This is a genomic window from Anaerolineae bacterium, from assembly GCA_014360855.1.
Classification (GTDB): domain Bacteria; phylum Chloroflexota; class Anaerolineae; order JACIWP01; family JACIWP01; genus JACIWP01.
Window position 1 is genome coordinate 1 of the sequence record JACIWP010000181.1, and the last position, 6,687, is coordinate 6,687.

The 6,687-nt window shown below is 68.5% G+C and carries 7 protein-coding genes; 1 reads left to right on the forward strand and 6 read right to left on the reverse strand.

Translation table 11 applies throughout. The features are described from left to right. On the forward strand, positions 1-620 hold a 620-nt coding region (locus H5T60_10215; protein MBC7242804.1), incomplete at its 5' end, for a helix-hairpin-helix domain-containing protein. Between the two features lie 139 nt (positions 621-759). Here the strand turns inward: H5T60_10215 and aroQ are convergent. From aroQ to H5T60_10245, 6 genes are read right to left on the reverse strand one after another with little or no spacing between them, the layout of a single operon-like run. After that, positions 760-1,206, reverse strand: coding sequence for a type II 3-dehydroquinate dehydratase (gene aroQ, locus H5T60_10220; protein ID MBC7242805.1), 447 nt, complete (start codon positions 1,204-1,206; stop codon positions 760-762). A gap of 20 nt (positions 1,207-1,226) precedes the next feature. After that, positions 1,227-2,816, reverse strand: coding sequence for a 3-dehydroquinate synthase (gene aroB / locus H5T60_10225; GenBank protein MBC7242806.1), 1,590 nt, complete (start codon positions 2,814-2,816; stop codon positions 1,227-1,229). Further along, positions 2,816-3,961 (reverse strand): chorismate synthase, encoded by a 1,146-nt coding sequence (gene aroC / locus H5T60_10230; GenBank protein ID MBC7242807.1) that lies wholly within the window; start codon positions 3,959-3,961, stop codon positions 2,816-2,818. The genes aroB and aroC overlap by 1 nt, the downstream gene beginning before the upstream one ends. A 12-nt stretch (positions 3,962-3,973) precedes the next feature. Then, positions 3,974-4,822 (reverse strand): shikimate dehydrogenase, encoded by an 849-nt coding sequence (locus tag H5T60_10235; protein MBC7242808.1) that lies wholly within the window; start codon positions 4,820-4,822, stop codon positions 3,974-3,976. Between the two features lie 5 nt (positions 4,823-4,827). Continuing rightward, a complete protein-coding gene (gene aroA / locus H5T60_10240) occupies positions 4,828-6,150 on the reverse strand; it encodes a 3-phosphoshikimate 1-carboxyvinyltransferase (GenBank protein MBC7242809.1) in 1,323 nt (440 codons plus the stop codon). Then, positions 6,147-6,641: a prephenate dehydrogenase/arogenate dehydrogenase family protein gene (locus tag H5T60_10245; GenBank protein MBC7242810.1), complete on the reverse strand. Its 495-nt coding sequence runs from the start codon at positions 6,639-6,641 to the stop codon at positions 6,147-6,149. The genes aroA and H5T60_10245 overlap by 4 nt, the downstream gene beginning before the upstream one ends. Positions 6,642-6,687 lie beyond the last annotated feature (46 nt).

The window sequence follows — 6,687 nt, forward strand, 5'->3', positions numbered from 1 at the left end:
TGCTGGGGCTGTTCAATCTGCTGATCATGGGCGGGCTGGTGTTTCTCCTGCACCGGCTGCCTCCCGCCGGCATGGAGCTGGTGCTTCCGCCGCCCACTGCCACCTCACCCGCGACTGCCACCCCTGCCCCAACGCCTACCCCGCTTCCCTCACCGACCCCCGGCCCCCTGCGGGTATATATCTGCGGCGCAGTGCGCTCCCCTGATGTATATCCCCTGCCGGCCGGCAGTATCGTGCGCGATGCGTTGATGGCCGCCGGCGGGCCGGCGGAAGGGGCAGACCTGACCCGGGTCAACCTGGCGCGCGAGGTGCATGACCAGGATTACATTTACATCCCGGTGAAAGGTGAAGCCAGCATCCCCACGGTAGCGGCGCCGGCCGCCGCTACCCCGACATCTGCCCCGACGGCCGCCGGCTCACGCACCGGCGCACCGGTGTACCCGCTGGACCTCAACAGCGCCACATTGGAAGAGCTGGAGACACTGCCGGGCATTGGGCCGGTGCTGGCACAGCGCATGATTGACCATCGGCCCTATGCCAGCCTGGAGGAACTGCTGAACGTGCCGGGGATTGGGCCGGCCACCTACGCCAAAATCAAGGATATGCTCGTGGTGCGGTGAAAGCCGGCCTTGTATGGTAATCGCGCTTACAGTAAAGGGGATGAAGGTGGGTATATAAAAGAATCACCAATCTTCCTCCTCCTTCTTTAGTGCGGTGGGGCGGCGGTGTTCTGCGTAGAGCACTGCTGCCCTATCGTTTTTACGAGCGGCGCCGCAAGTATCCGACCAGCCCCCGTAGCCCCAGCAGATAGCTCTCTGGCCCGAACCCGCAGATGGTGCCGATGCAGACCGGCGCCAGGTGCGAATGGTGCCGGAACGGCTCGCGGGCGAAGATGTTGGAGAGATGTACTTCCACCGCCGGCAGGCCGACGCCGGCGATGGCATCCCGCAGGGCGATGCTGGTGTGGGTGTAGGCGCCGGCGTTGATGAGCACGCCGTCCGCCCATTCCGCCGCTTCGTGCAGGGCATCCACCAGGACGCCCTCATGATTTGACTGGATGATGCGCAGTTCGGCATCCAGCTCTTTGGCCAGCTCCCGCAGGGACTGGTTGATCTCCTCCAGGGTGGTGTGGCCGTAAATGCCCACCTCGCGCCGGCCCAGCAGGTTGAGATTAGGGCCGTGCAGGACCAGCACATGCACCGCCATAGGCCCTCCTTAAATATGATTCACGACGTTGCGAGGCGCGTCCGGCGCAGTGCCTCCAGGACGACCTCCGCCGGCACATCCTCGGCAATCTCCACTTCCCCGATAGCGCGCGGCAGTACCCAGCGCAGACGGCCGTGCCGGCGCTTCTTGTCGCTGGCCATGGCCTCCAACACCTGCTCTGGGGTGTATATGCCGGGCCAGCCGATCGGCAGTCCCAGATGCCGGAGCGCGGCGGCGATGCGCTCGGCCAGCGCCGGCGCACAGCGTCCCATCATCTCCGCGATGTGCACAGCGACCATCATGCCGGCGGCTACCGCCTCCCCGTGCGGCATGCGGTAGCCGCTGAGGCGCTCCAGGGCGTGGCCGGCCGTGTGCCCCAGGTTGAGCACCGCGCGCCAGCCCTGCTCATGCGGGTCACGCTGGACCACGTCCACCTTCACCTGGAGGGCGCGGGCAATGACATCGGGCCAGGGCCAGGGCGGGCCGGCCGTCAGGAGCTCGAACAACATCGGGTCAGCGATGACGGCGGCCTTCAATGCCTCAGCCAGCCCCTGCCGCACCTGTGCCGGCGGCAGGCTCTCCAGCACCAGCGGGTCAATCAGCACCAGGCGCGGCTGATGGAACGCGCCTACCAGGTTCTTGCCCCGCGGCATGTCCACGCCGGTTTTGCCGCCCACGGAGGCGTCAATCATCGCCAGCAGTGTGGTCGGCACCTGCACGAACGGCACGCCGCGCATATAGGTCGCGGCGGCGAAGCCGGCCACATCGCCCACGACGCCGCCGCCCAGGGCCACCACCAGGCCGGCACGGTCCAGGCCGGCGTCCAAAAACTGCTCGTACAGGCCGGCGGTGGTCTCCAGCGTCTTGAAGGACTCGCCGTCGGGCATCAGGGCCGGCCGGGCCTCCAGGCCGGCGGCCTGCAGGCTTGCCCTCAGGCGCTCGCCGTACAACGCCCATACCGTCGGGTTGCTGACAATCACCACCCCGCTCCAGTTTCCGAGCCGGCGGATAAGGAGGCCGGCGGTTTCCAACGCCCCCTCGAGAATGTAAATGTCATAGGGGCTGTCCGCAAGCGGAACGCTCAGCAGATGGGCGCGCCAGATGCGCAGGACCGCCTCGACCACCTCCTCGATGGGCCGGCCGGTGGTGTCCACGTGCCAGGCCAAGGAGGAATAGGCGGCCCGGCGCTGTTCCAGGATGCGGCGAGCTTCCGTCAGGGGGTCCGATGTGTGTAAGAGGGGCCGGCCGTGTTCGCCGGCCAGCCGCTCGATGACCTCTTCCGGCGACGCCCAAAGGCATACCACCCGTCCGCTGGCCTCCATCACCTGCCGGTTGGCCGGGTTGACCAGCGCCCCACCGCCGGTGGCGATGACCAGCCCGGACTGCCCAGCCAGCTCCCGGCAGAGCTCTGCTTCCATTTGGCGGAAGGCCGGCTCTCCCCAGCGGGCGAAAATTTCGGGGATGGACATGCCGGCGCGCTGTACGATCAGCTCGTCCATGTCCACGAAGGGCCGGCCGAGCCGCTCCGCCGCCAGCCGGCCGACAGTGCTTTTGCCGGTCCCCATGAAACCGGTCAGGACAAGATTGCGGGCATCCTCTGTACCGGTCATCAGGCACTTCCCCACTGCGTATCCTCCAGCACGACGGCCTCGCGCTGGAAATGGGCGCGCACATCATCCATGTGATCGCCGCCGAACTTCTCCAGGAAAGCATCGGCCAGCACCCAGGCCACCACCGCCTCGCCGACGACGGAAGCCGCCGGCACGGCGCAGACATCGGAGCGCTCGTAGCGGGTCATGGCCGGCTCCCCCGTGCGCATGTCCACCGAGCGGCGCTGGGTGAGGGTGGTGGGGATGGGCTTCATGGCGGCGCGCACGATAAGCGGCATGCCGTTGGTCATGCCGCCCTCCAGCCCGCCGGCGCGGTTGGAGGCCCGTCGCGGCCGTCTATATGTCCCCGGCAGGAATTCATCGTGCACCTGCGTGCCGGGAAGGGCGGCATTCTGGAAGGCCGGCCCGATTTCGACCCCCTTCACCGCCGGGATGCTCATCACCGCCGCGGCCAGCCGAGCGTCCAGCCGGCGGTCTGCCTGGACATGGCTCCCCAGTCCCACGGGCAGTCCCACCGTCCCCACGACAAAGATGCCGCCCAAGGAATCGCCGGCGGCCCGCGCGGAATCAATGGCCTCGCGCATGGCCTGCGCCGCGATCGGGTCCGGACAGCGCACATCGCTCTCTTCCGCCCGCGCCCACAGCGCCGGCAGAGGTTCCGCCGGGATCTCCGCCACAGCCGGTCCAATGCGCTCCACGTAGCTTCCCACCCGGATGCCGAACTGCCCCAGGAGGGTTTTCGCTACTGCGCCGACCGCCACCCGCGCTGCTGTCTCGCGGGCGCTGGCCCGCTCCAGCACCGGCCGGGCGTCGTCGAAGCCGTATTTGATCATGCCGGCGTAGTCGGCGTGGCCGGGGCGCGGCACTGTGACCGCCGGCAGGGGTCGGTCGCGCCAGTTCTCCCAATCACGGTTGGCGATGGAAAGCACGAGGGGCGCGCCGCTGGTGCATCCCTGCCATACGCCGCCCAGGATAGCGACCTCGTCCCGTTCGATCTGCATGCGGCCGCCGCGGCCGTAGCCGACCTGGCGCCGGCGCAGTTCGATGTTGATATCCTCTTCACGGATGGGCAGGCCGGCCGGCAGGCCGTCAATGATGGCTACCAGCGCCGGCCCGTGCGATTCTCCGCCCGTCAGAAAGCGCAACATGTCCGCCCCCTATGCTTCTTCCAGCGCGCGCAGGCAGGCCTGGCGCATCACGTCCACCGGCGCATCCTGCCCTGTCCAATGTTTGAACGCCACCGCGCCCTGCCAGACCAGCATCTCCAGCCCACTGACCGTTCTGGCGCCGGCCTCCTTCGCCTGCCGCAGGAGCACCGTCTCCAGCGGCCGGTAGACCAAGTCCATGACCGCCATGCCCGGCCGCAGGTGCACCTCTGCCGGCAGGGGGCTTTCCGTATCGTGGTGCGGCCACATGCCCACGGGTGTGCAGTTCACCACCAGGTCCACTTCCGCCGGCGCCTGCTCCACCGCCTCCACCCTGCCCCCTTCCACGGCCGCGCCCATGTCATCGGCCAGGCGGCGGGCGCGCGCCGGCGTGCGGGCCAGGATGAACACCTGGGCGCCCCGCAGGAGCAGGCCGTAGACCGCGGCCCGCGCCGAACCGCCGGCCCCCAGCACCAGCGCCCGCCGGCCGTGCAGGGGTACCTCGGCCTGGTCCAGCGCCGCCAGAAAGCCGTGCACGTCGGTGTTATCCCCGATCAGGTATTCCCCATCCACGCAGATGGTGTTGACGGCGCCCACCGCCTTGGCCGCCGGCGAGAGGACATCCAGGAAGGGGATGACCGCCTCTTTGTGCGGGATGGTGATGTTGGCGCCGGCCAGCCCCAGCGCCCGCAGGCCGCGCACAGCGTCGCCCAGGTACTGCGGCGGGACTGGAAAGGCCGCGTAGCGCCAGTTCAGCCCCAGCGCCGCGAAGGCGGCGTTGTGCATGACCGGGGACAGGGAGTGTTCCACCGGCCAGCCGATAATGCCCGTTAACCGGGTGCTTGCGTCTATGTCGCTCATCCTGTTCAGCCTCCTGTTGCCCGGATATCAGCGCCCAGCGCGACGAGGGATTCCATGAAGCCCGGGTACGAATCGGCGGCACAGCCGGCATCCTGCACGACCGTTTCGCCGCCGGCGACCAGGCCGGCGATCATCATGCACATCGCCACGCGGTGGTCCCCGCCGCTGTCCACCACGGCACCGCGCAGGGGCGTCGGCCCTTCAATGACCATACCGTCGGGCAGTTCTTCCACCCGTGCCCCCAGCCGGCGCAGTTGCTCCGTCATCGCCGCGATGCGGTCCGTCTCCTTGACCCGCAGTTCCGCCGCCTCGCGAATGATAGTCTGGCCGTGGGCCTGTGTGGCCGCGACAGCCAATATCGGCAGTTCGTCAATGGCGCGCGGGATCAATTCGCCGGCGACCAGCGTCCCCCGCAGTTCGCTGGCCCGCACCTGCAGGTCACCGACCGGCTCGCCGCCGGCCGTGCGCTGGTCCAGCACCTCGATCTGGGCACCCATCGCCCACAGCGCGTCCAGCAGGCCCGTGCGCGTGGGGTTCAGCCCCACGTTCTCGATGACGATATCCGACCCCGGCACCAGGACGCCGGCGACGATGAGAAAGGCGGCGGAGGACAAATCCCCCGGCACCTCGATGTGCAGGGGCGACAGATGATGCGCCAGCCGGATGCGCACGCGCAGTCCATCCTCATAAATGTCGGCGCCCATAGCGCGCAGCATGCGCTCCGTATGATCGCGCGAAGGGGCTGGGTTGTGCAAATGGGTCTCCCCATCGGCGTACAGGCCGGCCAGCAAGAGGGCCGACTTCACCTGGGCGGAGGCTACCGGCAGGGTATATGTAATGCCGTGCAGGGGCCGGCCCGTGATATATAACGGCGCCCGGCCGTCCGTATCGCGGATGACTGCTCCCATCAGGCGCAGGGGTTCTGCCACGCGCCGCATGGGGCGTTTCAGGAGCTGAGGGTCGCCGGTGAGCACCGAATCGAAGGGCTGGCCGGCCAGGATGCCGCACAGCAGGCGCATGGTGGTGCCGGAGCGCAGGCAGTCCAGCGGCCCGGCCGGCGCGCCCAGGCCGCGCAGTCCCTGCCCATGGATCGTCAGCCGGCCCATGCCGTGCCGGGGATCGAAGTCGTGCACCTGAATATCCACTCCCAGCGCCCGCATGCATTCCATGGTGGCGGAGCAGTCCCCTTCCAGCAGTGCGCCGGCGACCTCCGACGGGCCGTCCGCCAGCGCGCCCAACAGCAGGGCACGGTGCGAGATGGATTTGTCGCCCGGCACGCGGAGGCGGCCTTTTAGCGGATACCGGGAGGATGTGACGATGACGTTCATAGGTTCAGCTCCCGCCGGCGGCGGCTGGCCGCCTCGATACACTCGCGCAGAGGGGCTTCGCCGCCGGCCTCGATGAGGGCATACAGCTTGTCGAACTGCTCTCGGAATACGTTCATAGCATGCAGAATGTTCTCCTGATTGGTGAGGAAGATGTCCAGCATCATGTCGGGGTCGCTGGCGGCCAGGCGCGTGGTATCGCGGAAGCCGCTGGCGGCCAGTGACCAAAGGTCGGGGTCCTGCTGAGCGCCGGCCATGGCCGCTCCCATCAACGAGAGCGCGACCGTGTGCGGCAGATGGCTGACCCACGCCACCATACGGTCGTGGTCGGCGGCGTCCAGCACCACCGGCACCGCACCCACCGCCCGGACCAGTGCCTTCCCCTGCTCCAGCGCTCGCGCAGAGGTGCGGGGCAGGGGAGAGAGGATGAAGGGCCGGCCGGCGAACAGATCGGGCTGGGCCGCCTCAATGCCGGCCTGCTCCTTTCCGCACATGGGATGTCCGCCGAGGGGCTGGACGTGGGCCGGCAGTCCCTCCATG